Here is a 1,081-nt window from a genome sequence, read left to right as displayed (position 1 = left end):
AACCTGCCAACCAAAAAATCGGGAACCATCGTATTGAACACTGGCAGCATAACGGAGCATGAAAGAAAAGCACCTATAGAAAATAGCCAAGGGCAGAATTTAAGTAGGAGTGCTTGCGGGTAGAAACCACCAAGGGAGGTTCTCGGGTTAGTGCAGCCAAGCTCTATAATACAGAAACACTTGGTTGCCAAACCTCTCCAGACTTGTTGTTGTGCAAAACTGGTTCTACAGGATTGAATCGTAACAGATTCATTACCCGCTGCAGAAACACTCTCACCCTTTGGTTCCGTCTGGTGTTCTTTGCCAGATCATGCCTGGTTCCCACCGTGGAGTCCCAGTTGACTCAGGTGGGATTATTCCGGGTCTGTTCGTCAGGACTCACGCTCACAGCAGTTGTCAAACCAAGGCGTTTTGCTGCCCTTTCAGCACCAGAAATGGCTGCTTCTGCTGTATACTCAAGCCCTTTGCCCAGCAGATACCCGGCACCGGCACCAACCATGACCCAACCTGTGCCAGACTGGATTCGGCCCATAAAGCCGGGCGGATTAGCCCGTTGATCATTCTCACCCCTGGACGCATCCCGTGCCGGACTTGTAATGCCATCACTGTAACCCAAGCCACACAATGCACCTGCGTAGGTACACGCCTTGACGATATGAGAATCCCGAAAGGTGGGGGTAATACCAAGGTTATTCATATACGTGGATACGGTATCACGAATTTCCACCGTACTTTGCCAGAAGGCAGTACAACCGTGATAAGCACTTTGTGCGATGAGGTATCCCGCAGTGCCACAAGCGCCCACATATAAGGCGCGATTCAGAAAATTGTCGTGGACCGAGCCGGTAGATACAAGAAAGCCAAAAGCAAGCCCTGTCATGGTACCTGCCATAGCCAGAGTATCCTTTATGACAGAGGAAGAAATAATAACATTGGTCGCTGAGTCTGCACCTGAGTTGATATTCATTGTCAAGTCCCTCTCAGATTTAAGAATAAGACGTTTTACGTAAGGCAAACTTTGTAGATACTTAGGAATTGTCTGTAAATAACTTCCGCATATTCAGATGCTCCACCGCAATCA

The 1,081-nt window shown here is 48.6% G+C and carries 1 protein-coding gene; it reads right to left on the bottom strand.

The features are described 5' to 3' along the window. Positions 1-343: 343 nt before the first annotated feature. On the bottom strand, positions 344-967 hold the full coding sequence (locus KDK14_RS13750; RefSeq protein WP_257265741.1) for a hypothetical protein: 624 nt from the start codon (positions 965-967) through the stop codon (positions 344-346). Positions 968-1,081 lie beyond the last annotated feature (114 nt).

It is taken from the genome of Endozoicomonas sp. ONNA2 (genome assembly GCF_024606365.1).
Classification (GTDB): domain Bacteria; phylum Pseudomonadota; class Gammaproteobacteria; order Pseudomonadales; family Endozoicomonadaceae; genus Endozoicomonas.
Note: the sequence above shows the minus strand (reverse complement) of the source record. Positions and strands in the feature narration are given on the sequence as shown.

What these genes read in the sequence shown, in the direction of transcription:
- KDK14_RS13750 (WP_257265741.1), bottom strand. Translation starts at nt 967, where the DNA reads ATGAATATCAACTCAGGTGCAGACTCAGCGACCAATGTTATTATTTCT.